The organism is Streptomyces sp. HUAS CB01 (genome assembly GCF_030406905.1).
Lineage (GTDB): Bacteria > Actinomycetota > Actinomycetes > Streptomycetales > Streptomycetaceae > Streptomyces > Streptomyces chengbuensis.
In genome coordinates this window covers 7216815-7241412 of sequence record NZ_CP129137.1, presented here as the reverse complement: position 1 = coordinate 7241412, position 24598 = coordinate 7216815, and the positions used below count along the sequence as shown (strand labels likewise).

At 71.4% G+C, this 24598-nt stretch carries 24 protein-coding genes and 4 pseudogenes; 8 read left to right on the top strand and 20 right to left on the bottom strand.

Going from position 1 to position 24598, the window contains the following annotated elements:
* The first annotated feature begins 111 nt into the window (after positions 1 to 111).
* On the top strand, positions 112 to 1554 hold the full coding sequence (gene gnd, locus QRN89_RS31620) for an NADP-dependent phosphogluconate dehydrogenase (RefSeq protein ID WP_290352832.1): 1443 nt from the start codon (positions 112 to 114) through the stop codon (positions 1552 to 1554).
* 854 nt (positions 1555 to 2408) lie between these two features.
* Here gnd and QRN89_RS31615 read toward each other — a convergent pair.
* The 13 genes and pseudogenes from QRN89_RS31615 to QRN89_RS31555 all read right to left on the bottom strand — a co-directional run bounded on the left by QRN89_RS31615 (position 2409) and on the right by QRN89_RS31555 (position 13128).
* A complete protein-coding gene (locus QRN89_RS31615) occupies positions 2409 to 3155 on the bottom strand; it encodes a hypothetical protein (RefSeq protein WP_290353936.1) in 747 nt (248 codons plus the stop codon).
* Between the two features lie 95 nt (positions 3156 to 3250).
* Entirely contained in the window at positions 3251 to 3592 is a 342-nt protein-coding gene (locus QRN89_RS31610; RefSeq protein ID WP_290352831.1) for a GNAT family N-acetyltransferase, read from the bottom strand.
* A 39-nt stretch (positions 3593 to 3631) separates the two neighbouring features.
* Complete coding sequence (panD, locus tag QRN89_RS31605; protein ID WP_290352830.1) at positions 3632 to 4066, bottom strand: aspartate 1-decarboxylase; 435 nt, start codon at positions 4064 to 4066, stop codon at positions 3632 to 3634.
* Between the two features lie 397 nt (positions 4067 to 4463).
* Positions 4464 to 4706, bottom strand: coding sequence for a DUF5302 domain-containing protein (locus tag QRN89_RS31600; protein WP_290352829.1), 243 nt, complete (start codon positions 4704 to 4706; stop codon positions 4464 to 4466).
* 209 nt (positions 4707 to 4915) lie between these two features.
* Positions 4916 to 5076 (bottom strand): annotated as a pseudogene (locus QRN89_RS31595) (DEAD/DEAH box helicase); the annotation flags it as partial.
* 15 nt (positions 5077 to 5091) lie between these two features.
* Complete coding sequence (tgmB, locus tag QRN89_RS31590) at positions 5092 to 6207, bottom strand: ATP-grasp ribosomal peptide maturase (protein WP_290352828.1); 1116 nt, start codon at positions 6205 to 6207, stop codon at positions 5092 to 5094.
* A complete protein-coding gene (gene tgmA, locus QRN89_RS31585) occupies positions 6207 to 6452 on the bottom strand; it encodes a putative ATP-grasp-modified RiPP (protein WP_290352827.1) in 246 nt (81 codons plus the stop codon). Before tgmA ends, tgmB begins: the two co-directional genes overlap by 1 nt.
* 70 nt (positions 6453 to 6522) lie before the next feature.
* Positions 6523 to 6741: a hypothetical protein gene (locus QRN89_RS31580; RefSeq protein ID WP_290352826.1), complete on the bottom strand. Its 219-nt coding sequence runs from the start codon at positions 6739 to 6741 to the stop codon at positions 6523 to 6525.
* 186 nt (positions 6742 to 6927) lie between these two features.
* Positions 6928 to 9843, bottom strand: a complete 2916-nt coding sequence (locus tag QRN89_RS31575) for an AfsR/SARP family transcriptional regulator (protein ID WP_290352825.1) — start codon at positions 9841 to 9843, stop codon at positions 6928 to 6930.
* Between the two features lie 387 nt (positions 9844 to 10230).
* A pseudogene (locus QRN89_RS31570) lies at positions 10231 to 10888 on the bottom strand (nucleotidyl transferase AbiEii/AbiGii toxin family protein).
* Positions 10885 to 11244 (bottom strand): hypothetical protein, encoded by a 360-nt coding sequence (locus QRN89_RS31565; RefSeq protein WP_290352824.1) that lies wholly within the window; start codon positions 11242 to 11244, stop codon positions 10885 to 10887. The pseudogene QRN89_RS31570 and the gene QRN89_RS31565 overlap by 4 nt, the downstream one beginning before the upstream one ends.
* Before the next feature lie 555 nt (positions 11245 to 11799).
* On the bottom strand, positions 11800 to 12606 hold the full coding sequence (locus QRN89_RS31560) for an SDR family NAD(P)-dependent oxidoreductase (RefSeq protein ID WP_290352823.1): 807 nt from the start codon (positions 12604 to 12606) through the stop codon (positions 11800 to 11802).
* A gap of 348 nt (positions 12607 to 12954) precedes the next feature.
* Positions 12955 to 13128, bottom strand: a complete 174-nt coding sequence (locus QRN89_RS31555) for a hypothetical protein (RefSeq protein WP_290352822.1) — start codon at positions 13126 to 13128, stop codon at positions 12955 to 12957.
* Positions 13129 to 13268: 140 nt separating this feature from the next.
* On the opposite strand from QRN89_RS31555, the gene QRN89_RS31550 reads away from it, so the two are divergent.
* Positions 13269 to 13850 (top strand): CGNR zinc finger domain-containing protein, encoded by a 582-nt coding sequence (locus QRN89_RS31550; RefSeq protein ID WP_290352821.1) that lies wholly within the window; start codon positions 13269 to 13271, stop codon positions 13848 to 13850.
* A gap of 388 nt (positions 13851 to 14238) precedes the next feature.
* Here the strand turns inward: QRN89_RS31550 and QRN89_RS31545 are convergent, their stop codons facing one another.
* Positions 14239 to 14586: a deoxyxylulose-5-phosphate synthase gene (locus QRN89_RS31545; protein WP_290352820.1), complete on the bottom strand. Its 348-nt coding sequence runs from the start codon at positions 14584 to 14586 to the stop codon at positions 14239 to 14241.
* 97 nt (positions 14587 to 14683) lie between these two features.
* Positions 14684 to 15941, bottom strand: a pseudogene (locus QRN89_RS31540) (hypothetical protein).
* 513 nt (positions 15942 to 16454) lie between these two features.
* On the opposite strand from QRN89_RS31540, the gene QRN89_RS31535 reads away from it, so the two are divergent.
* Positions 16455 to 16823, top strand: a complete 369-nt coding sequence (locus tag QRN89_RS31535; RefSeq protein WP_290352819.1) for a hypothetical protein — start codon at positions 16455 to 16457, stop codon at positions 16821 to 16823.
* A 67-nt stretch (positions 16824 to 16890) separates the two neighbouring features.
* On the opposite strand, the gene QRN89_RS31530 is transcribed toward QRN89_RS31535, so the two are convergent.
* On the bottom strand, positions 16891 to 17160 hold the full coding sequence (locus QRN89_RS31530; RefSeq protein ID WP_290352818.1) for a hypothetical protein: 270 nt from the start codon (positions 17158 to 17160) through the stop codon (positions 16891 to 16893).
* A gap of 146 nt (positions 17161 to 17306) precedes the next feature.
* Between QRN89_RS31530 and QRN89_RS31520 the strand changes: the two are divergent.
* Both QRN89_RS31520 and QRN89_RS31515 read left to right on the top strand, forming a co-directional pair.
* Positions 17307 to 17428, top strand: a pseudogene (locus tag QRN89_RS31520) (IS30 family transposase); the annotation flags it as partial.
* A 123-nt stretch (positions 17429 to 17551) separates the two neighbouring features.
* Positions 17552 to 18100, top strand: coding sequence for a hypothetical protein (locus QRN89_RS31515; RefSeq protein ID WP_290352817.1), 549 nt, complete (start codon positions 17552 to 17554; stop codon positions 18098 to 18100).
* A gap of 31 nt (positions 18101 to 18131) precedes the next feature.
* On the opposite strand, the gene QRN89_RS31510 is transcribed toward QRN89_RS31515, so the two are convergent.
* Together QRN89_RS31510 and QRN89_RS31505 are read right to left on the bottom strand one after the other, a co-directional pair.
* Complete coding sequence (locus QRN89_RS31510) at positions 18132 to 19142, bottom strand: helix-turn-helix transcriptional regulator (RefSeq protein ID WP_290352816.1); 1011 nt, start codon at positions 19140 to 19142, stop codon at positions 18132 to 18134.
* Positions 19143 to 19301: 159 nt separating this feature from the next.
* Positions 19302 to 19529, bottom strand: coding sequence for a DUF5133 domain-containing protein (locus QRN89_RS31505; RefSeq protein ID WP_290352815.1), 228 nt, complete (start codon positions 19527 to 19529; stop codon positions 19302 to 19304).
* Positions 19530 to 19882: 353 nt separating this feature from the next.
* Between QRN89_RS31505 and QRN89_RS31500 the strand changes: the two genes are divergently transcribed.
* The 3 genes from QRN89_RS31500 (at position 19883) to QRN89_RS31490 (ending at position 21768) form a co-directional block, all read left to right on the top strand.
* The gene (locus QRN89_RS31500) at positions 19883 to 20158 is read left to right on the top strand and encodes a DUF6343 family protein (protein WP_290352814.1); all 276 of its coding nucleotides are present in this window, start codon (positions 19883 to 19885) and stop codon (positions 20156 to 20158) included.
* Positions 20159 to 20218: 60 nt separating this feature from the next.
* Positions 20219 to 21268, top strand: a complete 1050-nt coding sequence (locus tag QRN89_RS31495) for a YihY/virulence factor BrkB family protein (RefSeq protein WP_290352813.1) — start codon at positions 20219 to 20221, stop codon at positions 21266 to 21268.
* Between the two features lie 209 nt (positions 21269 to 21477).
* Complete coding sequence (locus QRN89_RS31490) at positions 21478 to 21768, top strand: hypothetical protein (RefSeq protein WP_290352812.1); 291 nt, start codon at positions 21478 to 21480, stop codon at positions 21766 to 21768.
* A gap of 532 nt (positions 21769 to 22300) precedes the next feature.
* Here the strand turns inward: QRN89_RS31490 and QRN89_RS31485 are convergent.
* Both QRN89_RS31485 and QRN89_RS31480 read right to left on the bottom strand, forming a co-directional pair.
* Positions 22301 to 23215 (bottom strand): phosphatase domain-containing protein, encoded by a 915-nt coding sequence (locus tag QRN89_RS31485; protein ID WP_290352811.1) that lies wholly within the window; start codon positions 23213 to 23215, stop codon positions 22301 to 22303.
* Positions 23216 to 23217: 2 nt separating this feature from the next.
* Positions 23218 to 24426: an RNA ligase gene (locus tag QRN89_RS31480; RefSeq protein WP_290352810.1), complete on the bottom strand. Its 1209-nt coding sequence runs from the start codon at positions 24424 to 24426 to the stop codon at positions 23218 to 23220.
* Positions 24427 to 24598: the final 172 nt, after the last annotated feature.

Sequence of the window (24598 nt, the reverse complement as noted above, 5' to 3'; positions counted from 1 at the left end):
CGACTCGACGTCCCATGAACGCCGCACACCGGTGACGCGTATTCATACTGGCCACGGGGAGGCGCACTTCCGCATGACCGCACGCAGTCGACGGATTCCAGGAGCACACGTATGAGTGGTACCGCCCAGATCGGCGTCACCGGGCTCGCGGTGATGGGCCGCAATCTCGCCCGCAACTTCGCGCGCAACGGCTACACGGTCGCCCTGCACAACCGGACCACCGCCCGCACCCGCGAACTCGTCGAGTCCTTCGGCGACGAAGGGGACTTCGTCCCCACCGAGTCCGCCGAGGAGTTCGTCGCCGCGCTGGAGCGCCCCCGCCGTCTCATGATCATGGTCAAGGCCGGAGCCCCGACGGACGCGGTGATCGAGGAGTTCGCGCCGCTGCTGGAGCCCGGCGACCAGATCATCGACGGCGGCAACGCGCACTTCGACGACACCCGCCGCCGTGAGCGCGAACTGCGCGAGCGCGGCATCCACTTCGTCGGCGTGGGCGTGTCGGGCGGTGAGGAGGGCGCGCTGCACGGCCCGAGCATCATGCCGGGCGGCTCCCGCGAGTCCTACGACACGCTCGGTCCGATGCTGGAGAAGATCGCCGCGAAGGCCCCGGACGGCACGCCCTGCACCACGCACATCGGCCCCGACGGGGCGGGCCACTTCGTGAAGATGGTGCACAACGGCATCGAGTACGCCGACATGCAGCTGATCGCCGAGGCGTACCATCTGCTGCGCTCGGTCGCCGGGTACTCACCGGAGAAGATCGCCGAGACCTTCCGCGAGTGGAACACGGGCCGGCTCGACTCGTACCTGATCGAGATCACCGCCGAGGTGCTGGCCCACACGGACCCGGTGACCGGGAAGCCGTTCGTGGACGTGGTCGCCGACCGGGCCGAGCAGAAGGGCACGGGCCGCTGGACCGTGCAGATCGCCCTCGACCTGGGCGTGCCGGTGTCCGGCATCGCGGAGGCCGTCTTCGCCCGCTCGCTGTCCGGGCACGTCGGTCTGCGCGAGGCGTCGCAGTCGCTGCCGGGACCGACGCCGCAACCGCTGGGCGAGGCGGACGCCGCCCGCTTCGCCGCACAGGTCGAGCATGCCCTCTACGCGTCGAAGATCGTGTCGTACACCCAGGGCTTCCACCAGATCCAGGCCGGCAGCGACACCTACGACTGGAACATCGACCTGGGTGCGGTGGCGGCGATCTGGCGGGCCGGGTGCATCATCCGCGCGGCCTTCCTGGACCGGATCCGGACGGCGTTCGACACCCAGCCCGACCTGCCGAGCCTGCTGTCGGACAAGCAGTTCGCCGAGGAGATCGGCGCGGCCCAGGACGACTGGCGTGCCGTGGTGGCCACCGCGGCACGCCAGGGCGTGCCGACGCCGGGCTTCTCCGCGGCGCTCGCGTACTACGACGCGCTGCGCGCACGCCGGCTCCCGGCGGCGCTCACCCAGGCCCAGCGGGACTTCTTCGGCGCCCACACCTACCGGCGCACGGACCGGGAGGGGTCGTTCCACACCCTCTGGGGCGGCGACCGGTCGGAGGTGAGCACCGGCTGAACCCGCGCCGGACGCGGCGCGACACGTCACGTGGTGTCGCGCCGCGTTCCGTGGCGCGGGCGTCGAGCCGGGCCGTACGGCGTCAGCTCAGCGGGCCGGGCTGGGGGTCCGGTCCGGGCACGGGATCCGGTCCCGGCGGTTTCGGGATCGGGTCCGGCGCGGGGCCGGGCGGCGGCTGCGGTGGGGGTACGGGCCCGGGCGGAGGCCCCGGGGCCGGCCCGGGACCGGGCCCGGGCGGCGGCGTGGGAGCCGGGGGCACGGGGTCCGGTGGCGGCGTCGGGGGTACGGGGTCGGGCGGCGGCGTGGGAGCCGGTGGCACGGGGTCCGGTGGCGGCGTCGGGGGTACGGGGTCCGGGGGTACGGGGTCGGGCGGCGGCGTGGGGGGTGCCGGGTCGGGCGGCGGTTGTGTCATGACGGTCTCCCCGGGGGTTCGGTCGGCCGGGCGTCGGATCGGCCGGACGGCGCGTTTCGGGTTCCATGCATGCGGCTTCCCACCCGCGCCCGGTCCAGTCATCGGCACGTACGCGCGAAGGGTTGAGGAGGAACGGACCGCCGGCGGATCCACCGGCTCGGCCCCTGGCCGCGGGCTCCGCGCCCGCCGAGGAGGTCAGGCGCTTGCGCCGACCGAGGGTCCTGGTGACCGCGGGCCCGGGGCGGGGACCCGGGGCGGGACACACGGCCAGGCCCTTCGGACCGCAGGGCCCGCGCCCGCCGAGGAGGTCAGGCGCTTGCGCCGACCGAGGGTCCTGGTGACCGCGGGCCCGGGGCGGGGGGGCCGGAGGTCGAGCCCCTGGTCCGCGGCCCGGTCAAGGACGCACGAGTGTTGCGCCCTCCGGCGGTGCTCACGGCGCTGCTCAGCGGCCTGCCGCCCCCGGTACCAGGGCCCGCGCCACCGGCGGCGCCTCGCCCTCGGTCTCCACCGCCCCTCCCTCCACCACCCGCGCCGCCGCCGCGAGGCCGGGGCGTGGGCTGGAGAGCACGGGCACGGAGGTAGTGGCACGGGCGGCCGCGGCGGCCATGGACACCTGGGCCAGGACGATCACATCGGCGTCGCGGACGGCGTCCACCGCGGCGGCGATCGCGTCCAGGTAGCCGTCGTGGTCACCGGAAGCGAAGCGTTCCCAGGCCCCCTCGGCGAGGTGGGTGCGAATCCTTCCGGAGCCGTTCGACGCCGTGCGCTCCCCCGTCCGCCCACCGTCTTCGGGTTCCTCGCGCGCCAGTTCCTCCCCGATCAGCGCGACCGTGGGCGCCAGGGTGCTCTCGACCGTCGCGACGACCGCGATCCGCCGGTGGGCGGCAGCGGCCGCGGCCATGGGACGGTCCACCCGGAGCACGGGTGCGCCGACGTCCGCCGCCAACCGCTCCGCCACCGCACCGATGGTGGAACAGGTGCACAGGACCGCGCCCGCTCCCCCGGACAGGGCCTCGGCCAGCGCAGCGCGTACGGCGCCGGTCACCGCTTCCGGGCCGTGCGACCTGGCCCGGGCCAGCAGTTCCTCGTCGACGGTGTGCCGCAGTCGCAGGCCCGGGTGGTGGTGGTGGTCGCGCAGCGCGTCGAAGACCGGTACGTGCACCGGGGAGGTGTGCAGCAGGGCCAGCACGGGCCCTGCTGCCCCCGGCGGACCGGCCTCGGGCGAGCGGTCCGCCGGCCCGAGGCCGGCCCTGTGCGAGCGGTCGGCCCGCGGCGGCAGGTCCGTCACAGCCCCGGGTGCTCCTTCGCCTGCCGCTCGGCCTCCTTGACCAGTTCGGCGGACGGCACGGGAGCCTCGTCCGGGTGCCGCTGCGCCCACTTCGCGGCGTACGGGCAGAGCGGCACGACCGGCACTCCCTCCCGGGCGGCCATCGCGTAGAACTCCCGCACCAGGGTGCTTCCGATGCCCTTGCCCTCGTGCGCCGGCTCGACGATCGTGTGCACGGGAACCAGTGCGGCGGGGTCGAAGACCAGCGTGAAGTACGCGATGTGGCCGACGAACTCGCCGTCCTCGTACGCCTCCAGCCGGCCCTTCTCACGATCGTCACGGAGTTCGTGGTCAGCCATCGTGCTCTCCTCGGTCAGCGGTCTTGCCGGCGGGTCGGTTCAGTATCGGGCCGCTGGAGCCGGCACGGCGTGCGGGCTGCTCTCCGTGTCGCTCCCGGGTACGGGCCGGGACGGGTCCGAGCCCAGCTCGACGATGCGGTTCCGGCCGTCGACGTGGACGACACGGGGCACGAGCGCGCGGGCCTCGGCGTCGTCGACCTGTGCGTAGCTGATGAGGATGACCAGGTCACCCGGGTGCACGAGATGAGCGGCGGCGCCGTTGATGCCGATGACGCCCGAGCCGCGCTCCCCTTCGATCACGTACGTCTCGAGTCGGGCGCCGTTGTCGATGTCGACGATGTGCACGAGCTCACCGGGAAGAAGATCGGCCGCTTCCATCAGGTCGGCGTCGACGGTGACGGAACCGACGTAGTGCAGGTCGGCCTGGGTCACGGTGGCCCGGTGGATCTTGGACTTGAACATGGTTCGAATCACGGAGAACTCCCGAGTTGTCTGCTCCCTGCCTGCTTCTGCAGGTCAAGGGCGGTCTCCGGAGATTACAACGATTCGCATGCCCGGTCAGCTGTCCCAACGTGTTTCAGTTCTCACACTGACCCAGTGCTGACTTTCGTGACGAGTCATCAGGCGGGCTGCGCCGGCTGCGGGTGGGACAGGAGACGTCGGCGGCCGGACGTCCTGGCCGGGATGCCAGTGCGGCGGCGCCACCGACCCGCGCCGGCCGCAGTCGGGGCCCTCCCACAGGCGAGACCGCCGGCTACGCCTCGCCCGCAACGCGCACACGGACACGCGCACGTTGCGGGCCACGGCACCGGGCACGCGGTGGACAGCGCGCACAGTGCCGGTAAAGCGGCGGACCGCGGGACCGATCGACTCAGCCGCCGCTCTTACGCCTGAACGACCGCTGGCTCGCAGCGGGGCCGTGCGCCGCGCGCACCTTCGACGCATCCGGGTTGGCGGCAACATCGGCCGCGTCCGCCTGCGCACCGCGCTTGCGGGCCAGGGCTTCGCGGAACTTGCGCTTGAGGTCGTAGTTGCCGTCGCTGTCCGGCGCCAGAGAGGACGTCTCGGGGGCAGCCGGCTCCGAACCTTCCGTCGTTACGGGCTCTGCGGTCATGGGGACCTCCTGGGTTCGGGGGTGGGCCAGCACAGCTTGTCATGCCGGGCACAGTGCGGGTGCCGGCAACATCATCCTGCTCCGTTCGGCGGGTGTCCCTCTCGCGGCCGAGGGCGTTCGCTGCGTAGTGGGGGCACAGGACGGGCTTCGGGCCGGGCCGGGGGCTGTCGGTCCCGTGACCAGGAGATTCGCTGACAGGGCAACGACTCTCAGCCGTTGCGACGCACGAGGGCGGCCTTGCGGGCCTCGGCGAGCTTGCGGGCCTCGCCGGCCTTTCGGGACTTGCCGCCGGCGCCGTGCGGGAGGTGTCCTTGCTGGTGCCGAGGCCGCGGAAGGGAGCGTTGGTGTTCTTGGGCCGGGGAACGGCGGGCGGAACGGGCACCCACTACATGAACGTCGAAGGCCACAGCGGCTCCGGAACGTCGCCGTACTCCTGCACGGTGACCGGTGGCTGATCACCGCTCGACGTATACGGCGGGAGCGACCCTGGCCGCCGGGGGCGCGCCTCCGCACCGTTGTCGGCACGGGCCGGCTCATGCTCCAAGGCCCTTTGCAGTTCGTCGGCGATGGCACGGCCGATCGAGTCGGTCACCGGAGTGGGTTGCCACGCCCACTGTCCGTTGGGGTTGCACTCGAGGAAGTACCAGTCGCCGGCGGGCGTGACGGCGAAGTCGAAGGCGCCGAAGACCAGCCGGAAGGTGTTGAGGTACGCGGACACCGAGCGCGCGATCCGGGCGGGGACGGCGATCGGCGTGCACTCCATGAGGGACTGCCGTTGCCGCCAGTCAAGGTCCGGACTGTCGATGCGGACCGCGAACACCCGGCTGCCGACAGCTGTGATGCGTACGTCGAACGCCTTCTCCACCTTGGCCTGGAACAGATGCGGGCAGACGGCCACGGCGCGCGTGATCTCGTGCGGGCGCACTTCGCGAACCCACACCTGTTGTGCCCTGCCGTCGATCGCACAGGGCGTGTTCCACAACGGCTTGTAGACCACGGCACCGGAGTGCTGGGCGGCGAACTCACGGGCACGTTCATGGTCGTTGGTGATCAGTGTGGACGGGACGGACAGGCCGCTGCGCTGTGCTGTGGCCAGCTGGGCCGGCTTGTACTCGGCCGCCCGGTTGCTCCACGGGTGGTTGACGTAGTGGGCTCCGGGAAGCGACGCCAGGATGCCGCCGACGCCCCACAGGGACTGGGAGGCAGCGAACCGGCGCTCCTGGCCGCCCAGGTCGGGCGGCCCCTCGTAGGGGGAGGGACGCCGCGTCCAGACGGAGCGCACCTCGGTGAGGTCGAGCTCGCGGGTCGGCGTGCGCAAGGTGCCGCGTTGATCACCAGTACGGTACGTGGCGGTGAGCGCGGCACCTGTGTGCAGGTCTGTGCCGGGGTCGAGACGGACCACCGGGACCTGCTGTTCCGCGAGGATGCGCAGGACCACGTCTGCGGTCACGTCGTGGAGGCTGGTCAGTACCAGCACCGGCCCGAGCGGGCGTGTCGTCATCAGTCGTGGTCGGAGTCCGACGAGCTGTCCGAGTCATAGCTGTCGGCGAAGCCGGTGCTCGTGGAGCTCGACGTGCCGCTGCCCGTTTGGTGGTGGAGCTCGACCGCCTGGCCGTGTTCGTCGATCACGACGGCGATCTGGGTCTCCGGGTCGATCACCGCGGTGCACGGGGGAACCGGCCGCGTCTCGGCATACGGTGCCATGCGGGTGATGCCCCAGGGTGCGCCGGCGTCTCGCGTTGTCATCGTTCGTCTCCTTCGCTTCCTACTGTTCGGGGGCTCGCTTCCTCCGTAGGGGAGGTCTCCGGGTTCGTGCTCACTCTCGGCGCATGAAGTCGATCTCAACCGACGCGAGGAACGGCTGTACGCTGACGCACTCCCAGCCGATCGGCTCCACGGCCGCGATGATCTTGTTGATCTCCTTGCGGATCGCCTTCATGGACACCCTGGCCCGGCTGTCGATGTCGAACCCGGCGACGAAAAGCGCGTCGCCTCTGCCATAGGCGGTTCGGGCGTCCGAAACGAGTTTCTGCATACGCAAGGCATGTAACAGCCCCATGTGTCCTCTTCGTTGTGGATGCAGGCGCGGCTCACACGATGAGCGATGAGTCCATGCTGGCCAGGGGCGTTGAAATACGGATGAAATCCGGTTCATCGGCCGGATGCGAGGGCAGCGGTGCGGCGGGGCGATGAGGAACAGCCGTCTGTGACGGATGCGGTCCTACGCGAGTTCACCGGATGCGGTGCGGGAGCGGGCGACGGCCCGTTCGAACCGGTCGCGCGCCTGGAGGAGGTCCTCCGTCGCGGCCTGGTGCCAGCCCAACCGGTTACGGATCTCGGCCTTCAGCCCGGCGCCGGGCCGTCCGCCGACCGCCGCGCGTGCCTCGGCGTGGAAGTGGGCCGCTCCGGCCGGGTTGCCCAGGCACTCCTCTGCGGCGGCGAGTCTGCCGAGGACCGCAGCGAAGAGGGGGGTGTCCCCCACGCGCTCGGCGAGTTCGGCTGCCCTGGTCAGAGCGTCGGCGGCCTGCACGTGGTGCCCGCGGTCCAGCTGGAGCGTCCCCATACGGAAGAGCGTCTTGCTCAGGATCCGGGGCCTGCCGATCCTCTCGGCGAGACCGACCGCTGCCGCGTAGCACTCCTGTGCCTTGTCCGTCTCTCCCACCTGGTGGTGGACGGCGCCCACATTGGCCAGGTACATCACGGCGAGCCAGTCGTCCTCCACCGCCCGGGTCAGGTCAGCGGACTCGGCCAGGAGCGCAACGGCCTCGGCCGGCTCCCCTGCCGCGTTCGCGAAAATGCCGAGGGAACCCAGAGCCCGTGCCTGCTCGAGGACGTCCCCGGTGCGGCGGCTGATCCGAAGCGCTTCGCCCAGCCAGCGGCGCGCCTGCCCGTAGTGCCCCTGCAGCCCGTACGCGATGCCCATGCAGGTGCGCAGTTGGGAGACCATGCGCTGGTCGGTGAGCTGCTCCGTGAGAGGCAGCACGATCTCGACGGCGGCCCGGCACTCGTGGTACCGGCCCTGCCGGGTGAAGTAGTCGCACAATCCCTCGGCGAGCCGGCCGGCGTCGTCCACGTGGCCCACGGCCGCCGCCTGGGCGACCACGTCGACCAGTTCGCCGCCCGCCGCATCCAGCCATTCCGTCGCCTCCTCCCCGTGGGCGAAGGGCGCCGTGTCGGCCCTCGGGCCGGTGGGGAACGCGACGGGGCCCCAGTCGCTCGCACGGCGGGCGGCGGCCACGTAGAGCCGGAAGACCCCGGCCCGCGCCGCGGCGACTTCTGCGGGGTGCGCGGCGGCTACGCGCCGGGCGTAGACCGCGACCAGGTCGTGCAGGCGGTAGCGTCCCGTGACGGCCTCCTGGACGAGACTCGCCTCGACCAGGCTCTCCAGGACGCGCTCGGCGGCGGACGGGGTGAGGCTGAGCAGGGCGGCCAGGGTCAGCCGGTCGAAACTCACGGTGGGCGAGAGGCCCAGTACACGAAACGCCCGACCCTGCACGTCGGGAAGCTGATCGTAGGAGACCTGGAAGGCCGCCTCCACACTGCGGTCCTCGACCGCGAGTTCGGCGAGACGGTGCTCGTCGTCGGTCAGCCGGACCACCATGCGCTCCAGCGCCGACACCGGGCGACTCTGCATCCGGGCTCCGACGACCCGCAGAGCCAGCGGCAGCCGGTCGCACAGGCGGGCCAGTTCGCGCACCGCGGCACGCTCCGGATCGGACGCCGTGCCGCCGACGACACCGGTCAGCAAGGCCTCCGCCTCGTCCGTCTCCAGCGGCGCCAGCGAAATCCTGCGATCGACGTCGAGCCCGGTCAGCCGCCGGCGGCTGGTCACCAGCACGAGGCTGCCCGGACCGGCGGGCAGCAGTGGGCGCACCTGTTGTGCGGCGCGTGCGTCATCGACCACCACGATGAGCCGGAGGAAGGCGGTGGCCGCTCTCCAGGACGTCGCCAGGCCCTCGACGTCCCCCGAAGGATCGTCGTCGCCCTCCGTGAGGTCGCCGACCGCCCGCAGCAATCGGCGCAGCACGCGCTCCGGCACAGCTGGTTCCCGTCCCGGCCGGTGACCGTTGAGGTCGACGAACAAGCAGCCGTCCGGGAACCGGTCGCGTACCGCCCGCGCGGCGCGCACCACGAGCGCGGTCTTGCCGACTCCGGCCATGCCGTCCACCGCACGGACTGTCACCGCCTGCTCGTCCATCGGCGCGAGGAGCGCGTCCAGCTCGTGGTTGCGTCCGGTAAAACCTCCGACGTCGACCGGTAGTTCGTCCCGCATGCGCCGACGGGGGCGCGCGGCCGGCGGCCGCCGGTCCGTCGATCGGCTTGCCGGCGGGGGTGCGCCGACGAGGAGGACTTCGTCAGCGCGCAGCACTGCCTCGTGCACCCGCCGCAGTTCACCGCCCGGCTCCGCCCCCTGTTCCTCCACCAGACGGCGGCGCACCCTGGCGAAGACGGAGAGCGCATCGGCTTGCCGGTTGGCGGCGTAGAGGGCGCGCATCAACAGGGCGGCCACAGACTCGTTGTGGGGGTGCGTCGCGGACAGAGCGAAGAGCTCCGCGACGACCTCGGAGTGCCGGCCCAGCCGCAGCTGGCACTCCACCTTGTCCCGCACCAGCACGAGCCTGTACTCCGACAGCCGTAGACGCTCCGCCTCGGCGAACGGCCCGGGGAGCGCCGCCAGGGGTTCACCGTGGAACAGGTTCAAAGCGGCGGACCACGCAGTCACCGCGGCGGCCGGATCACCGGAATCCCTCGCGCTGTGGGCCTCTTCGACGATCTCCCTCAGTCGGGCCACGTCCGTCCGGACGCTGCGCGCATCCAAGCGGTAGCCACCCCGGTCGGTCACGATCACGGACCCGGAGGTACTCCCTGCTTCCGGGGCCAGACGCCGGCGCAGCTGGTGCACATAGACCGGGATGACCTTGGCCCCGGTGCCCGGCGGCTCCGGGCCCCATACACCGTCGAGCAGCTGCTGCCGGCTGACGGTGGTGCCCAGCCGCAGCAGCAGCGCCGTCAGCAAGGCCTGTTGGCGTACCGGACCGAGGTCCAGCCGCACGTCGCCGCGCCAGGCCTGGAGCGGACCGAGCACGGCGAACCGGAGCGGAGTGCCGTGCGTCGACAAGTCCCCGATGGATGGCACGGTGGGGAGTATAGGGCCGTGTTCCCCCGCTCACAGGGGCCGGACTTCGTGCGGCAGCCGGGCGAAACAGGCACACGACTCCGTTGCGGGTGCGCCGATGCCGTCGATCAAGCAGTGCCCCGCACCAAGCCTTCCGAGCAGGGCGCCGGGCCCCCAAGCAGGCCACTGCCCCGGCGGAGAACAGCAAGCCGCGCACCGTCCGGCCGGATGCAGACCGTTTGCTCCACCGGAGGCGGCGATCAGGGCCCTGGCCTGCGGAAACTCCCGACCTACACATCCGCCGTGCAGGGCAGCCACCACCGTGGACGGCTCCGGGTTGCAGCCTGCCGGCTGCACCGCATCCTCTCGTTGCTACGGCGGTAGACGGGATGGACGCGTGACCGCCTCTCAGGCGTTCTCGTCATGGATCCGCGCACCCAGATCCTCCGCCCACTCCAGCGCCCACGCCTTGAGTTCTTCGATCTGCCGGGAGGTCAGCCCGTACGCGGCGTAGTCCTCATCCTCGTACCAGTCGGCGCCGATGAGCCGGTCCCGGAGGTCTCGAGGCTGAACTCGTCGTGGGCGCGACGGCGCCCGAGGGATTCGAGGTCGGCGGTGGAGCGGTGGCGGGAGGCGGCCTGGACGTCGATGAAGTCGCGGACGGTGCCGCGGTCGGCGAGGGCACGGACCTTGGTGCCGATCACGTCGTCGAGGGAAAGAACGGGGCCGTAGGGGGTCTGGGCGGGCGGAGCCCAGAACGCCTCCTTGAGGACGTCGACCTCGCACTCCTCGCCGGTGCCCGGATCGGTGACGAGGACCGGCCGCTGAGCGGATCGGTCTGCACGTGCGTGGTCCGCCATCCGCGCGCGCTGAGACCCGCTGTGAGCGAGGCGACGATCTCCTGCATCGGAGCGGGGTTCTCAGTGGCGACGTCGAAGGCGCGGCTGAAGCGTTCAACCAGGCCGTGGGCCTGCACGGCGTATCCGCCGGTGAGGACCAGAGGGTAGGGGGAACCGAGATCGAGGATGTCGGCGAGGAGACGCTCGTGGAGCGGAGTGAGCTTCACGCGGCGGTCGTGTCGGCCGGAGCGGTGCCGAGCAGCTCGGGAAAGGCGTCCTCCCAGACCTCGCGGATGTAGGGACTGATCAAGCGCCGCAGCACGGCCCACTGCTCGGTGAGCAGCCGGTGGTGCAGGAGAACCACCAGGTCCTCACCCAGTCCTTCGGCGAGGACGGTGCGGTGGAGCGTCATCCGCGACTTCGGACGGTCCAGGCTGTAGCTCGTCCGCCCGGACCAGACGATGTGAAGTGGCAGGTCCACGTTGCCCTCGACGGGCCCGGCCAGCTCCTGCAAGCGCTCGGGCAGGCGGCTGCGGTAGCGGTCCCGCAGCACCTCGGAGCGGTCCGTGAACGTCGTGTCCATGCATCCAGTATCGCTGCTCGGAAGCAGCAGCATGGCGGATACGGAGCTCCTTGTCGTACGTGCGGGCCGGCGCCGCCCGACCATCCCTCGGCCATCTCCCCCAGAGGGCACCCAGGGCACCATGGCCTACCCGTGCAGCGTCAGGTGGCGGGGCAGCTGGCCACCCTGCCGACCCACGACCACCACCAGCCTCGCGGGCACAGGTGATCATGACGCATCAGGTCACGCGGAGGGCCACCGCCGGGGTGAGTCGGCTGCGGCTTCGGTCTCCGTGTCTGGAATGACGACGGTGTCGAAGCCGCCCATGGCGCCGCAGCGGACGAAAAGGCCCCCGGAGCGGGCGAGGCCGCGATGGCCGGAGCGGAAGGGCACCAGGTCGGCAGAGCTGGGACACTCCCGCCCCCGATGCTGACCGTTTGCTGGAGGAGTGCTCTGACCTGCGGAAACCATGGAGGTGGCGCCGCGCGAGCAGATGATCCTGCTGCGCGACGACCCGCCCCTGCCGACCCAGATGTGGGTCCTTGCACCGCAGCCGGGGTGGACCGGGTGGGAGCCTCAGTGCGCGGCGGGGGTGCGCAGGTACCGTTCCGCCGGCCGCGAGCTGGAGAGGTTGCCGCTCAGCGTCTGTCGTGCGGACTGGTAGGCGTCCCACAGTGCCACGTCGGGCAGTCCCGGGATGGTCACCAACTCGCCGAAGTCCAGACCGGTCAGCGCGGCGTCGACCATGTCTTCGGCATCCATTACCCATTCCTTCGGCAGGTTCTCCACCGGGTTGCCGGCGATCTCCCAGAAGTCCGTCGCGGTGGCCCCGGGCAGCACGACCTGCACCTTCAGCCCCTTCTCCCCGAGCTCGTGGTGCAGCGACTGACTGAGCGCGAGCACGAACGCCTTGGAGGCACCGTAGACGCCGTTGAGCAGTTCGGGGACGACGGCGACGATCGAGCCGATGTTGATCACGGTGCCACCGCCCCGGGACGCCGCGGCGGGCGCGAACGCGTAGGTGAGCCGCGTCAGCGCGGTCACATTGAGGGCGATCATCGATTCCATGGAGTCGGCGTCCGAATCCACGAGCGGTGCCACCGCGCCGAACCCGGCGTTGTTCACCAGCACCGAGATGTCCTCGTTCTCACGCAGCACCTGCTCGACGCGACGCAGGTCCTCGGCCCGGCCGAGGTCCGCGGTCAGCACCTGTACCGAGCGGCCGGTCTCGCGTGTGATCCGCTCAGCGACTGCCTCCAGCCTCTCCCGGTTGCGCGCCACCAGGATCAGGTCGTGTCCGCGCCGGGCCATGCGATCGGCGTACACCGCGCCGATGCCGGAGGATGCGCCGGTGATCAGAGCGGTTCCCAGAGTTGTGTTCATGAGGTTGTATCACTCCTTCGAGTTGTAGGTCGCCGATGTCGATCGCGACCAGCAGTTCGGTGTGGACGGGTGATCCGTTCGCGTCGCCCAGGTAGGCGGCCGGGCATGGCCAGGAAGAACGGCGTGGTCAGCCAGGTCCACAGCGCGTATCCGTTGAAGTAGGCACGGTGCAGGGGGTCCCAGGGCGGCGCATCCCATGGCCGTCGAAGGACGCCCTCGGGTCGGTGCGCTCCGCCACGGTCCTGCCGTCCAGCTTCTCGATCGCGATGCGGCCCGGACTGAAGTCGGTGCGCTGGTCCGGCGCGCCGAACGGGTGCACGGAGGCGTGCTGGGTGGGGGCGGAGACCGTCATCTCCCGCGGACGCGGTCCTGCATCAAGCCCTCCATCCCGCACGGCGAGCCGCCGGTAACGATGGTGGCCCGCACCGTGCGCACCTGGCTCCAGCGTTCCAGCCCTCCGTGCGCCGAGAGCACCTCGCGCAGCAGCTGCCTGACGTGCGGATCCTGCGGCTGTACCGGCATGACGTGTCCGTTCGTTCGGCGGGATGCGGTCGGCCGGAGCGGCGGCGTTGCCGCTCCGCCCCTCCCCACTCGACATAACCGTAAGACTTTTACCTATGTCATGCAACGTGAAGTGCAACGCAACCGATTAGGCTTTGCCTATGTCCTACACGGCCACTGAACGGTTCGGCATGGAACCCGCTCCCGACGGGCTCGCCCTGGTGCAGGAGCTGCTCAACACCATCGGTGTGGGTGGGCCGAGCCACCCGGACCTGCTGGGGGAGGTGGAGTGCGCCCAGGAGTGGCTGAACGCCGCACTGGAGCAGTGGACGAAGGCGACCGGCAGCGGTCCTCCGCACGACATCGCGCTCACGGAGCGGGACCTGTCCCGGCTGCGCGCACTCCGTGACCGGTTGCGCGGGATCCTGGAACACCACGGCCCGTCCGGTCCGATCCCGGGGCCGACCGGTTCGCTGCGGCTCAGCCTGAGCTCCGACGGCCGGATCGAGGCGCACCCGGAAGGGCGCGGCGTCGGATGGGTCGCCTCGGCCCTGCTGGGCGAGATGTACGACGCGCAGCGCAACGGCACCTGGCAGCGGCTGAAGACCTGCCGTTACGAGAAGTGCGCCGTTGCCTTCTTCGACCGCTCGCGGAACAACAGCGGGGTCTGGCACGACGTACGCGTGTGCGGCAACGCCGTCAATCTGCGCGCCTCTCGGGCCCGTCGCAGGCAGCAGTCCTGATCGCCGGGTGACGCCGCACCTCGATCCAGCGTGGCTGATGCTCCTTCGGCGACCGGGCTGCGCGGTCCGAGCCGGGGGTGCCCGACGCCGGGTGTTGCGGCGGACCGGCTCCGTGACCGATGCGGGCACGGTCGGTCCGTTGCCAGAAGGATCGCCTCCAGGACCTCCGGTCCAGCCAAATCGCTTTCCCAACTGTCCATCACGAGGTCCTGCCGCACGCGCCGGCCGCCGCAACCCGGAACAAGCTGATCCGGTCAATCGGCCCGCTCACGGCGCCGCCCACGATCCGCGGGCTCGACCACAGGGTCGCCTTCTCGCTCCCTGTGCCGGTCGGTTGAAGAACCAGCCTCCGCACGCATGGCTCGGTCCCCGCCCGCGCCTGCTCGTCTCAACTGTGCGGTGGGGATGAGGGCACGTCGTACCGTACGAGCGACCGCGCGAAGGGCTCGCCGCTGCGCCGGGCGTACGTCATCCGCTCGCGGACCTCCCTCACCGTGCGGGGGCGGTAGCCGGGACCGCCGCAACAACTCTTGTGGAAGCGGACGCCGGCGTGCAGCAGCACCGACAGCGTCCGCCAGGCCGCGGTGTCCCGGCGGCGGGGCGCGGCGAAAGCGGAGCCCACGTGGATCAGTGACTTCGTGCAGCGGGGGCAGATCCGCTCCCTGTCACGGTCGTACGGCTGCTTGTACGAGGCCCGGCAGGGCAGGCAGACGTACGAGGTCTTCGCGTGGGACATGTCGGCAGGGTACGCGCCGCCCGGGAGGAACTCGACGGGATTTCGGCACCGCGAGGGTCAGCAGGTCAGCTCGCCCGACGAGTCGGGCGGCGCTCACTCAGCCTTGCTCGTCCCCGTCCGCCTCGCCCCCGCGCCGACGGCGCGCTCGCTCGGCGATCCCGCCGGCGAGTCTGCCCCGTGACCGAGTTGGCCCGGTCGAGGGTCACCTTGCCGCGGCTTCTGGCGGCATCGACACCCCTCGCTCCTGTCTCGAGCGCCTTGTCCCTGATTTCGGCCGCCGCGTCCACCCATCGTCTCGCCTCCGACGACCGGCGACCGGACTCGATCCCGAGCCGCTCGTGGAAGTCATGGACGCCGATCGAGACATGGTTGCTCGACTGGACCACAGCCGGGGACTTGGCCGGGTGCAGAAGCACCTTCGCGTTGGCCGTGCCGGCGACCGCATCCATCCGCGCCACCAGCCGCTCGGTGCTCCGCGAGATGAGTTCCTGCCGGTCCTGCCGGGCGGCCTTCAGTCCGAGGCGGTGACCGTCCAGCTCCTCCGGGGAGGCGTCCAGCACCCGGTCGAGTTCGAGCACGGCGATCGCGTCCTGCAGTTGGAAGCAGCGAGCCAGAACGACGAGCCACTCCCGAACCGGGGACTCGGCTTCCCTGACCGTCGCGGCGAGACCACCGATCTTGGACTGCCGCTCCATCTTTTCCGCGATCGCGTCGAGTTGACGCAAGGCGTACACCTGGGTCTCCGCGATCGACGTCGGCGCGTCCTGCACCTTCGACCACATGGTCTCGTCGACCCTGCCCCTCACCTCGCGGATGGTCATGGTCTCGTCGATGACGATGCCCACTCCGATCATGCGGGACAACACCGTGTCCTTCTGGGCGCGCAACACGTCCTCGACCTTCGCGTCGATCGCGGCGAGATAGTCGGTGATCTCGTCCATGCTCTGTTGCATCGCAACCTGCGACATGAGCTTCGCGGCGTTGGCGAGAGCCGCCGGGTTGGTCAGAAACGATCGGGGTCCCTTCACGAACTCCACGAATCCTCTGATCTGGCCCTTCTGCCCCTTCACCACACCCGTACCGAAGCCGGTCTTCGCGCTTTCCCTCAGCCCGTACTTCTTGACGAGCTGTGCCGACTTCGGAGTCAGCTTCACCCAGCGACCGGATTCCGCGGCGAACTCCGAACCCGCCTGCGCGACCGCGGCTCCGGCACCGAAGACGGACCTGAGCCATTGCGGCCCGAGATCCTTCGACGACGACAGCCCCTCCGAGATGAGGAAGCGGTCGACATCGGCCGCGTTCCCGATGACCATCAGTCCGTCATCGTCGCTGACCAGCTGGATCTCGTTGTCCATCGCCCGCTCCTGAAGTCGCCTGTCGCAGTTGTGGTTGGTCGGGGTGCGTGCGGCGATCGCCGGGCACGGCCGAGGTCTCCCGATGCGGGAGAGTCAGGTGCCGGCCCGGACAGGGCCAGGGCACGCTTCCCGTTCGCCGAGGTGGAGTCGAGGTCCAAGCAGACACCAGTTCCTCATGGTTCGGAACCTCTTCGGGCCGGGGCGTCGTCGGCCGGCGCAACTCGGGCCCGACCCGACTTCCTGGCCTGCCGCACCGTGGCGCCCGGCAGCCGGTGCCATCGCTGCGGAGCGGGGAAGCGCACACGCTGCCAGGCCGCGCCACCCGTTCACGCATTCCCCCCGGCCACGCGCGCCTGCCCGCCGAGAGGGTGGGCGGCGGTCGATCGCCATCAGCATGGGACCCATGCACTCAGTTCACAAGGGCCGCATGCTGCACTTCGCGCATTCGAGCCGTGCTCGCACCGCCGGTGGCATAGGTTCGACAGTCATCGGAATTCGAGGTCGGGAGAGGACATGCAGAAGGGCACGCCTGAGTACGAGCAGGCTCTGGACGCCGTGATCGAGATCCTGCGTTCACGAGCACGCCAGGGCGCGGTGCCCATTCCGTACGGTGATCTCAGCAGCGAACTGACGCGGCTCGGTCATCACGTCCCCGCCTACGAGGGCCCCATGCCTTACCTGTTGGAGGACGCCTCCGTCCGGGAGAGCCCGGACGGATCGCTACCCCTGCTGTCGGCGCTCGTGGTGCTGAAGGACAGCGGCTGGCCGTCCGGCGGCTTCTTCAAGCTGGCCCGGCGCGCACCGTACAAGCGGTCGGGGGACAACCTGCTGCTGTGGACCCGGGAGATCGAGAAGCTAGCGGAGCACTACGCCGGTCACTGACGGGTCGCCTTCGTAGGCGTCGCGGCGGCTTCCGCCGGGCCTGTCCCGGACGAGGGGTGGGCCGGCCTCACGAGCCCGTGGTGCGGAGCGGCATCTCCGCCCAGACCGTCTTCGTATGCGCGTCGCGGACGGCGCATCCCCAACGGTCGGCGGTGACCAGGGCGACGGCACTGGCAGGGTCGCAGTCGTACGAGAGTCCCGTCCACTCCGTGAACTGCTGGGCGGCGAGCTGGCGGGCGAGGCGGGCGCCGCGTCTCGTGCTGCTGAAACGCAGGGTCAGTTGGCGGACGGAAGTGAGGGGTGGCTTCGCCTCGTCGGTGAGTTGATGGTGGGTCACAGTGTCAGCCTGACAGGGCGGATGGCCCGCTGACCAGGAACGACGGCCGTACGTCGTGCTCGCGGTAGGGAGTGGGTAGACGGCTGCGGACCCGGTTGTACGGGGCTTCCCAGACCGCCGGATGGCCCGCCTCCCTGCGGCGCACACTCACCGGGACCAGGGCCGTGAGCTGTACCACCACGAGGAAATAGAAGAGCTGACCGGCTTCACGATCTACTTCTGCGACCCGCACTCACCCTGGCAGCGTGACACCAACGAGAACACCAATACCGTCCCGTAGGGAACTCATCGGCAAGTGGGACGAGTTCGGGTCCTTGCTGACCGACATGGCCGATCATGCGCGGCATCTGTCCGCACTCGAGAGGCCGGGACCTCACAGACCACCACGACGGTGGGGGACCTCGTCAAAGCCGGGGCACTGACACTGCGCGCCGGCCAGCAGCCGCCGGAGTCGGCCGCAGCGGCTCGCGGGGCCGCCGTCCCGTTGCTCACCATCGCCGACCTTCTGCACAACGGGACTCCCAGCGGGGTGGTCCCCACCGGCTCGGCCCCGGCCATCGCCGAGGAGGGCGACGTCGTGGTCACCGGAGTGGCTCGCGCCTTCAAGGCGTGGGTCCACGAAGGACCGCCGATGGCCCTGGGCCCTCAGCTCTACCTCCTGCGGGTGGATGCGGAGAAGCTGGAAGCCCACTTCCTGGCCGGCTGTCTGTGCGCGCCGGCCAACGGGCGCCAGGCCGGCACCCATGCCATCAGCTCGTCGAGGGTCGGCATCCGGCGTCTCCAGATGCTCCGGCTTCCCCTGGAGAAGCAGACGGTGTACGCAGTGACGTTCCGTCGCCTTCGGGCCTTCGAAGAACTGCTCACCCCAACTGACAGTGCGGGCAAGGGGTTGGTGAGCGACGTGCGTGATCGACTGGCGGCAGGCGGGCTGACGTTGTGACCGCCTCCGGCCCGGCGATGCCGCCCCTCCGTCACCGTGCCTCCCCGCCGGGCGCGCCCGCGGTTGTCAGTGTCCGGGTCGGGGGGATCCCGTAGGCCAGGCCGTACGCGGCGGAGAAGGTGCCCTGGTCGTCCCAGCCCCAGCGTGCGGCGATCGTGCCGACCGATTCACCGGACCCCGGCTCGGCCGCCTGGAGTTCGCCGTGTGCGCGTTCCAGTCGTACCCGGCGCAGGTAGCCCATCGGGGTCGTGTCGTGGAAGTGGCGGAAGCCGTCGTGGAGGGTCCTGGCGGACACCCCCGCCGCGGCGGCCAGTTCCGTGAGCGAGATCGGACGGTCGGCGTGGTCGTGGATGTACTGTGCCGCCCGGTCGACCGTCGCCTCCCCGACGTTGCCGGTGCCGGAGGCGAGGGGGTCGTGCTCGGTGTAGCTGTTCGGGAACATCGACAGTGCCACGGCGGCGACCATGCGCGCCGCCGCGTCGCGCGACAGCGGTGTGCCGGCGACGCTGTCCTCGCCGAACAGGTCCCAGGCCCGGCGCGTCGCGGCGTGCCAGACGGCCGCCCCGGCCGCGGGCGGAGGCGCCTGGGGCCGCGACATCCGCATCGGCTCGCGCGGTTCCTCTTCGCCCAAGCCCGCGACGTCGCGCAGCAGTTCGGGCTCCATCCGCGCGGTACGCGTCTCGACGTGGTCGGCGTAGGTGAAGTGGGGCAGTTCCGGCCGGCCGGCGGGCATGACGTCGCCCGGCAGCCACCTGCTGTCGCTGCCGGCGCATTCGACGTCCTGACGGCCCGAGAGGAGTTCGGTCATCAGCAGCTGCCGCACGGGCTCCAGGAAGTAGCGGGCCTCCGCGGGTATCCGCACCGTGTCCAGGGACAGTCCGGCCGTCGCGCGCCGTTCGTGCCGGAACGGCGCATCGGCGGAGGACGGCGTTCCCATGCGGATGTCGGCACCGTAGGCGGAGGCCAGATACTCCCTGCCCTGCTCCGCGTCCGTCGTCGAGAAGACACTGCGCACCACATCGTCGCGGCTGATGGCACTCATCGCGTTTCGCCTCACTTCGCCGGGCCGTCCCGTCCCCACCTCGCCGCGGCGGACGGAGCTGCACCCCGTATGCCCTCTTTCCGACGGTACGCCGACGGCCGGTGCCGGGCGATCCAGCCCGGGCGGGCCTCTCGGCGGGCAGTGCCGTGCCGGGTGCGGTCAGGCGGGCAGGACGGAGTCGTCCTCCGGCCGGGCCCCGGGAAGGTGGAACCGCGCGGCGATCAGCGCCGCGTCGACGTCGCTCGTCCCCGTGGACACGCACAGGGTGTACGCCACGTCGTCCATGCGTCGGCGCACGGCCTCGTTGCCGTTCTCGGCGTGCAGGAGTCTGAGCGTCTCGTACTGCTCCACGAGGTGGTCCAGGACCGCAGGGTGTGCCATCAACATCGAAAGTCGCCTCGCTTCGGCCGGAGGACCAACACCCGGGGTGCCGCTGTTCGCACCTGCCGTGGACGGCGCTCGGATCGGCGCCCCGACCGGTCCCCCTCCGCGACCTCCGGCGGCGCACGGCAAGCAGTTCCCTTCACCGTACAACCGCTCCGGGGCGGGCGTACGGTCGTCGCTGCCCGTGTCATCCGGGACACGGACGGAGAGCCCTCGGTACGAGGTCGCCGACCGGGCCCGTCACCGTGTCGGCGCGGCGCCCGGCGGGTACGTCCGGGAGGGGGAGGAACGAGCCGGGCCGGCCGCGAGGGCCTCGCCCGGCGCGACATCCGCCCCGTACCAGTGTGGGAGGCCCCATGTCGCACCGGACCGGAACGGAGCCCGTCACCGCCCGGAGCGCACTGACCCTGCGCCTGGTGCTCTCCCTCGTCGCCCTGCCCGTCTTCGTCGCGGGAACCGTCCTGTTCGCGATCTGGGCCGGCACGTCCGGCCCCCTGGACTCCCCCGGACCGGCGGTGCTCGTCGCACTGGCCGTCGTGTGCGGTGTCCTCGCGCTGGTCGCGGCGGTGGACCTGCTCGTCATCGGGCGGCGGTTCTCGCACGAGAGGCACAGCGGGCCGCACGCCCCGTGATCCACTGATCCGCCGACGGCGTTGCCGTTTGCGGTCCTGAGTGCCGGTTATTTGCGGGATATGACACACATATCGGGGCCGGGTGCGCCGGACGAAGCGGGACGCGAAACCGAGGGCGGTGAGCACCGGGGACCTCAGGGGCCGGAGGCCGCACGAGGCCGGGCGCCGGACAAGCCCACCGGGACGCCGCGGAAGTCCTGGGCGGCCGTACTGCGCGGGACGATCAAGGAGTTCCGCGCGGACGAGCTCGGCGACCGGGCGGCGGCGCTGACCTACTACGGGATCCTGTCGCTGTTCCCCGCCCTGCTCCTCCTGGTGGCTCTGCTCGGTGCCGCGGGCGAGCGGCTCACCACCCAGATCCTCGGCATGCTCAGGAAGCTGGCCCCGGGCCCCGCGCGGGAGATCCTGACCGGCGCGGTGCAGCAGTTGCAGGCGCACACGGGGCTGGGGTCGGCGCTGGCCGTCATCGGCCTCGCCGCCGCGCTGTGGGCGGCGTCGGGTTATGTCGGGGCGTTCATCCGCGCGTCGAACGCCGTGTACGACGTGCCCGAGGGCCGGCCGTTGTGGAAGATCGCCCCGCTGCGGCTGGCCCTCACGGTCGTCCTGATGGTGCTCGCCGTGCTCAGCGGCGCGATAGTCGTGTTCACCGGCGGTCTCGCCCGCAGGACCGGGGAGGCGCTCGGCATCGAGGCGACCACGGTCACGGTCTGGTCGATCGCGAAGTGGCCGGTGCTCGTCGTCCTGGTCACGCTGATGATCGCGCTTCTCTACTGGGCGGCACCCAACGCCCGCGCCCACGGCTTCAAGTGGGTCACCTCGGGGAGCGCCCTGGCCGTGCTCATCTGGCTGGCGGCATCGGGCGGGTTCGCGCTGTACGCGTCACGTTTCGGCTCGTACGACCGGGTCTACGGGGCCCTCGCCGGCGTCATCGTCTTCCTGGTGTGGCTGTGGATCACCAACCTCGCCATCCTGCTCGGGCTGGAGTTCGACGCCGAACTCGCGCGCCGGCGGGCGATCGCCGGCGGTCGTCCTGAGGACGCGGAGTTGTACGTCGAGCCCCGGGACACCTCGGCGTGGAGCGAGGAGGACGAGCGCCGGGCGGGTTGCTGAGCGTCCTGCGGCCGGGGGCTCGTACGGGCCCGACCGACGGTCAGGAGCCGCCCCACGGACGGCAACCCCCCGGGGTCGGTCCCCGTGGGCACCCGCCGGAGACGTCCCCGTGTGCGCCCGTGTGCGTCGGTCGGGGGCGGGTAACCGACCGGGGACGACCTCGGATTCCGACGAAAGCAGGTGACACCGTGGCGGTATCGACGGCGAGGATGGATGCGAAGTCCCGGATCAGCGCGAGGGCCTCGGTGGTCGCCGCGCAGGCCAAGGAGAAGGCGCTGAGGGCGACCGCGCGGGCACGCGAGAAGTCCGTCGCGGCCCGGACCGCGACGCGGCACGGGACGGCGGCCGTGGCGCAGAACCTGAACACACGACCCGGCGGGCGGGCCCGTACCCTCGCCACCGCCGTACGGCAGCGGCCCGGCACGGCCCTGGCGGCGGGCGGCATCGTCGCCGCCGGGCTGGTGCTCTTCGGGGCGCGCCGCCGGAGGAAGCGCGGTTGACCGCCGCGGGGCGGTGGCGCCGCAGGTCATCCGGCGGCTCCAACGCCCGTGGACGGCCGGGCGTAGGGCGGTCGCCCATGCCCGGCCCGGGCCGACGACCGTGCGCCGAAGGGCCACCGGCGGGCAGCCGCCGGCCGGCGGCCTCCGCCCCGTCCACGAACGCACGCACTGTCGCAGGACACACCACGCGCGGCGTCCTCCCCGGCCCCGCCCGTCCACGAACGCACGCACGGCCGCAGGAGCCGGTGACGGCCGTCTCCGGCACCGGCGCTCGTCGTGGACAGGCGGCTGCCGGCACACGGGCCGCCGCTGACGGCCGCCGGCCGGACGACCGGGACGGCCGACCGGGCGCCCACCGCCGGCCGGCGGCCGGCCGGCGGCCCCAGGACGTCCGCCGACGACGTCACCGGACCGCGAGCCGCGGCGCGACGACGTCGGACGAGGGCCGGGTACCGCATGCCGTTCTCCTCGTGGAGTTCGGCGACCTCGGCGTCGAAGGCGAAGGAGATCTTGCCGTCGGTGAAGGCCCGGGCTAGAAGCTGCCGTAGTTGACCTGCCAGGTGGGCAGGCCCATACGCCGCCAGACGGCGACGACACGGTCGCGGTCGTCGAGCGAGACCCGTACGGCGAACCGGCTGCGGACGTGGCGGTCGAAGAGTTCCGCCTTCACCACGTCGTCGCGCCGCGGGTCGCCCGCCGCGCGCATCCACAGTTCGTCGTAGGGCACGTCGTGCCGTTCCAGCCACGCCTCCGTCCGCTCCCGGTGCTCCTCTCCGCGGCCGGACAGCAGCACGATCACGTCGCCGTCGGCACGGCGGAAGGAGCCCAGGGCGTTGCGGACCGACACGTTGAGCAGGTCCTCCTCGCAGCGGGTGAAGTCGTAGGGCCCGCGGTCGCCGCGGAGGGCGAGGGTGCCGTCGATGTCGCACATCACGGCCGCCGGCAGCGCCGCGTCGGGGACGTACGGCTCGACCGCCGGCTCGTCGTTCAGCCACTCGGCGGTGAGCCGCCAGCCGCCCCGGGTGGCCTTGGTGTGCTTGTCGGCGAGGATCCGGATGATCTCCTCGCCCACCGCCGGCTCCCGCCCGGCGTCACGCCGGACGCACTCCTCCACGGGCACGTCGGTGAAGTCGTGCACGACGAAGGTCGCCTGCCCGGCGACCGCCGCCTTCAGCCGCTTGGGGATGTGGGGCGTCAGATGGGTGTTGTCCACGACGACGTCGAAGCCGCCCTCCACGGCGGCCCGCACCGCGGCGTCCTGGATCGCCAGCACGGTCTGCTCATGGGCGTGCGACCGGCCGCGCTCGGGTGCCGGAACGTCGAGCATCCGCCGCAGGTCGTCGAGGTTGACGCGGCGCATCCTGCCCTCGGCCCCGGCCTGCAGCTCGCGCGCCGCGGTGGTCTTGCCCGAGGCCGGAAGTCCGGTCATGACGTGTACTACGGGCACTTTCAGTTCTCCTCGTCGGACGTGAACGGGTCGGACGCCTGGGGCCGGACGGACCGGTACGTCATCAGGTCGGTGGGGCGGCCGTCCAGGCGCTGGAACACGGCGGGCCGTACCGCGGCGTCGGGCAGTGCCTTCGCGGCGCGCGCGAACGCGCCCCGGTCCCCGGCCAGATGGGCGAGGGAGCGGTACGCCTCGTCGATGGCGTGCTCGCGCTCCGCCACCTCGGTGTCGATCCGCGCGATCACCTCCCGCACCCAGGCGTCGAACTCGTCGGGCACCTGCTCCAGCAGTGCGTCCAGGGGCCTGCCGCCGGACGCCTCGATGTCGGCCGGGGAGCAGTTGAGCGCCTGGGCCAGCTGCTTCGCGGGACGGCCGGCGAAGCGCTGGATGCCGTGGCCGCGCCAGATGTCCCGCTCCGTCACACCGGTGAGCACCTTGTGGAGCCGTACGTACTCGGCCAGTTTCGCCTTGGCGCGGACACCCGAGACGAAGCGCAGCACGAAGCCCTCGGCGTCGGTTCCGGTGGCCGTCCGGCCCCCGGGCAGCCGGTTGGAGTCGGCCAGCGCGAGGAGTTCGGCGAGCGGCATCGCGGGCCACACGGTGACGACGGAGCCGATGCCCTTCCAGCCGGCGGCTGCCTCGTCCAGCGGGATCTCGCGGCCGTCGTGGGCGAAGGCGGCGAGCAGCACCAGGTCGCGTCGGTCGCCGTAGTCGACGACGATCCGGTTCTGCGGGTACAGGATCTCGGCGAGGTAGGTCACTCCCGGCACCAGCGCCGAGGTGTCCTTGCCGTCGAGCAGCCGCTGGGCCCAGCGGGCCTGGGTGCTGATGAACGACCCCTTGGACGCGACCTGCCAGCGCCCCGCGTAGTGGAACACCACGGCGAGGCTTCCGTCGACCTTCTCGTACACCTCGAACGGCTCGTCCGGGAGAGCGGGCGCGTAGGGCTGACCGGCCTCGTGCTCACCGACGTTGAAGAACTTGGGCAGCGGCAGTGCGACGACCTCACCGGTCTCGTCGTCGGCGACGAGACCGCGGCAGCGCGTGGTCACCCGGTTCCACACCCGCTCGTACTGGCACGTCCTCGTGTAGGTGTAGATCGACAGCGGCAGCCGGGGGTGGCTCTTGCGGGTCACGTGACCCGCGTCGATGGCAGCGGCCAGTTCCTGCGGCGGCAGCAGCTCATGAAGAGTCAGGTGCGCCTGGCTCATGTGTCCTCCCGTTCGTGAGCCTTGATTCTCGGCTGCGGGAAGGGCACTTGCGTACTGAATTAGCGCACCTGGGCGGGGAGGAGACGCAGGTCACGAACGCGGCGGCGCAGGAACGGGTCGCCGGGGGTGACGTCGTGGGCCGCGCGGGCGTTGGTGGGGCACGTACCCACGA

Excerpts from the sequence above, each read along its gene's own strand:
- gnd (WP_290352832.1), top strand. The coding sequence starts at position 112 with ATGAGTGGTACCGCCCAGATCGGCGTCACCGGGCTCGCGGTGATGGGC.
- QRN89_RS31610 (WP_290352831.1), bottom strand. The coding sequence starts at position 3,592 with ATGGCTGACCACGAACTCCGTGACGATCGTGAGAAGGGCCGGCTGGAG.
- QRN89_RS31600 (WP_290352829.1), bottom strand. The coding sequence starts at position 4,706 with ATGACCGCAGAGCCCGTAACGACGGAAGGTTCGGAGCCGGCTGCCCCC.
- tgmB (WP_290352828.1), bottom strand. The coding sequence starts at position 6,207 with ATGACGACACGCCCGCTCGGGCCGGTGCTGGTACTGACCAGCCTCCAC.
- tgmA (WP_290352827.1), bottom strand. The coding sequence starts at position 6,452 with ATGACAACGCGAGACGCCGGCGCACCCTGGGGCATCACCCGCATGGCA.
- QRN89_RS31580 (WP_290352826.1), bottom strand. The coding sequence starts at position 6,741 with ATGCAGAAACTCGTTTCGGACGCCCGAACCGCCTATGGCAGAGGCGAC.
- QRN89_RS31565 (WP_290352824.1), bottom strand. The coding sequence starts at position 11,244 with ATGGACACGACGTTCACGGACCGCTCCGAGGTGCTGCGGGACCGCTAC.
- QRN89_RS31560 (WP_290352823.1), bottom strand. The coding sequence starts at position 12,606 with ATGAACACAACTCTGGGAACCGCTCTGATCACCGGCGCATCCTCCGGC.
- QRN89_RS31555 (WP_290352822.1), bottom strand. The coding sequence starts at position 13,128 with ATGCCGGTACAGCCGCAGGATCCGCACGTCAGGCAGCTGCTGCGCGAG.
- QRN89_RS31550 (WP_290352821.1), top strand. The coding sequence starts at position 13,269 with ATGTCCTACACGGCCACTGAACGGTTCGGCATGGAACCCGCTCCCGAC.
- QRN89_RS31545 (WP_290352820.1), bottom strand. The coding sequence starts at position 14,586 with ATGTCCCACGCGAAGACCTCGTACGTCTGCCTGCCCTGCCGGGCCTCG.
- QRN89_RS31535 (WP_290352819.1), top strand. The coding sequence starts at position 16,455 with ATGCAGAAGGGCACGCCTGAGTACGAGCAGGCTCTGGACGCCGTGATC.
- QRN89_RS31510 (WP_290352816.1), bottom strand. The coding sequence starts at position 19,142 with ATGAGTGCCATCAGCCGCGACGATGTGGTGCGCAGTGTCTTCTCGACG.
- QRN89_RS31505 (WP_290352815.1), bottom strand. The coding sequence starts at position 19,529 with ATGTTGATGGCACACCCTGCGGTCCTGGACCACCTCGTGGAGCAGTAC.
- QRN89_RS31500 (WP_290352814.1), top strand. The coding sequence starts at position 19,883 with ATGTCGCACCGGACCGGAACGGAGCCCGTCACCGCCCGGAGCGCACTG.
- QRN89_RS31495 (WP_290352813.1), top strand. The coding sequence starts at position 20,219 with ATGACACACATATCGGGGCCGGGTGCGCCGGACGAAGCGGGACGCGAA.
- QRN89_RS31490 (WP_290352812.1), top strand. The coding sequence starts at position 21,478 with ATGGATGCGAAGTCCCGGATCAGCGCGAGGGCCTCGGTGGTCGCCGCG.
- QRN89_RS31480 (WP_290352810.1), bottom strand. The coding sequence starts at position 24,426 with ATGAGCCAGGCGCACCTGACTCTTCATGAGCTGCTGCCGCCGCAGGAA.